We start from the raw sequence: 1,817 nt of genomic DNA, 5'->3' as shown, positions 1-1,817 counted from the left end.
TACGGCCGCCTGAGCGGTGCGTTTACCTGTCCGGGTCTGCAGGATGTAAAGCTTGCCGCGTTCGATGGTAAATTCTATATCCTGCATGTTCCGGTAATGCTTTTCCAGACGTTCGCATATGGAGGCAAACTGCTGGTAGACACCGGGCATTTCCTTTTTCAAGTCGGAAATGGTGCGCGGTGTCCGAATCCCCGCCACCACGTCCTCGCCCTGGGCATTGATCAGGTACTCTCCGTAAAGCTCTTTTGTACCGGTAGCCGGGTCCCGGGTAAAAGCCACCCCCGTACCACAGTCATTCCCCAGGTTGCCGAAGACCATCACCTGAACGTTGACGGCGGTACCCAGGTCATCGGGAATTTTGTTGATCCTGCGGTAAACAATAGCCCTGTCGTTATTCCAGGAATTAAATACGGCATAGATGGCCATAAAAAGTTGCTCCATGGGGTCCTGAGGGAAAGACCGTCCGGTTTCCCGTTCTATCAGCGCCTTGTAATCCGCAACCACCTGTTCCAAATCCCCGGCCGGCAATTCCTGGTCCAGGGTCACTCCCCGCCGCTGTTTGTAAGTTTCCAGAATCCTTTCGAATTTGGCATGTTCAATGCCCAGCACCACATCACCAAACATATTCAAGAAACGGCGGTAGCAGTCAAAGGCAAACCGCCGGTCAGCAGCAGCCCGGCCCAGACCTTCCACCGTTTCATCGTTCAACCCCAGGTTAAGCACTGTATCCATCATCCCGGGCATGGAAACGGGGGCACCGGAACGAACACTCACCAGCAGGGGATTGGCAGGATCACCGAAGCACTTGCCAGTTCTTTCCTCAAGTATACGCATTTTTGCACGCACCTGTTCCTCCATGCCGGGAGGGAAACGCCGGTCATTAACATAAAACTCTTTGCAGGCTTCCGTGGTAATTATCATGCCGGGTGGAACAGGCAGTCCGATGTTGGTCATCTCCGCCAGATTTGCCCCTTTACCGCCGAGCAGATCTTTCATGTCTGCGCGGCCCTCTTCAAAAAGGTACACATACTTTTTACTTGACATGTCTTTCACCTCTATAATAAATTTCCAGCACGCGGCTGGCTGTTTCCTCCACCGCCTTGTTGGTGACGTCAATAACGGAACATTTCACCCTGCGCATGATTTCCTCTGCATACTCCAGCTCCTGCAGTATGCGTTCCATGCTGGCGTAATTGGCCTGGGAAGCCAGCCCCAGGGCTCTCAAACGTTCCCGCCTGATCTCATTCAGTTGCTGGGGTTGGATGGTCAAACCTATTACCCGGTGGGGCGGCAATTTGAATATTTCTTCCGGTGGCGCAACCTCGGGGACCAGAGGAACATTGGCTGCCTTGATGGCCTTGTGGGCGAGGTACATGCAAAGTGGTGTTTTGGAAGTCCGGCTGACGCCGATAACCACCACATCCGCCCGCAGGATTCCCCGGGGGTCTTTGCCGTCGTCGTATTTCACGGCAAATTCGACTGCTTCCACCTTGCGGAAATAATCCTCGTCGACACGGCGGACCAGACCGGGTTCCAATTTCGGTTTTTTACCCCCCACCCGGATCAAAGCATCCAGCATGGGAGTCAGGATGTCCACCGCAGGTATATTGTACTTGCGTGCTTCCCTTTCCAGAGTCTCCCGGAGCTCCGGCACAACCAGCGTATAGGCGATAACACTTGGCCTGGTACTTGCTTCCTGCACTATTTCGATAATCTCTTCAGCATCATGCACAAAGGGTACCCGGTGGATATCCCCTATACCGGAGTTGAACTGGCTGGCCGCCGCCCGGGCCACCAGTTCACCTGTTTCGCCAATG

2 protein-coding genes are annotated in these 1,817 nt (G+C 54.2%); both read right to left on the bottom strand.

Annotated features, from left to right (window positions below; all coding sequences use genetic code 11):
- Positions 1-1,044, bottom strand: a 1,044-nt coding sequence (locus tag ACPLUI_RS14530) for a PEP/pyruvate-binding domain-containing protein (RefSeq protein ID WP_424660954.1), incomplete at its 3' end; no start/stop codon positions are given.
- Complete coding sequence (locus ACPLUI_RS14525; protein WP_424660953.1) at positions 1,034-1,816, bottom strand: pyruvate, water dikinase regulatory protein; 783 nt, start codon at positions 1,814-1,816, stop codon at positions 1,034-1,036. The genes ACPLUI_RS14525 and ACPLUI_RS14530, both read right to left, overlap by 11 nt.
- Between the last annotated feature and the right edge of the window lies 1 nt (position 1,817).

Origin of the sequence: Desulfofundulus sp. (genome assembly GCF_049701015.1) — a bacterium.
Lineage (GTDB): Bacteria > Bacillota > Desulfotomaculia > Desulfotomaculales > Desulfovirgulaceae > Desulfofundulus.
Note: the sequence above shows the minus strand (reverse complement) of the source record. Positions and strands in the feature narration are given on the sequence as shown.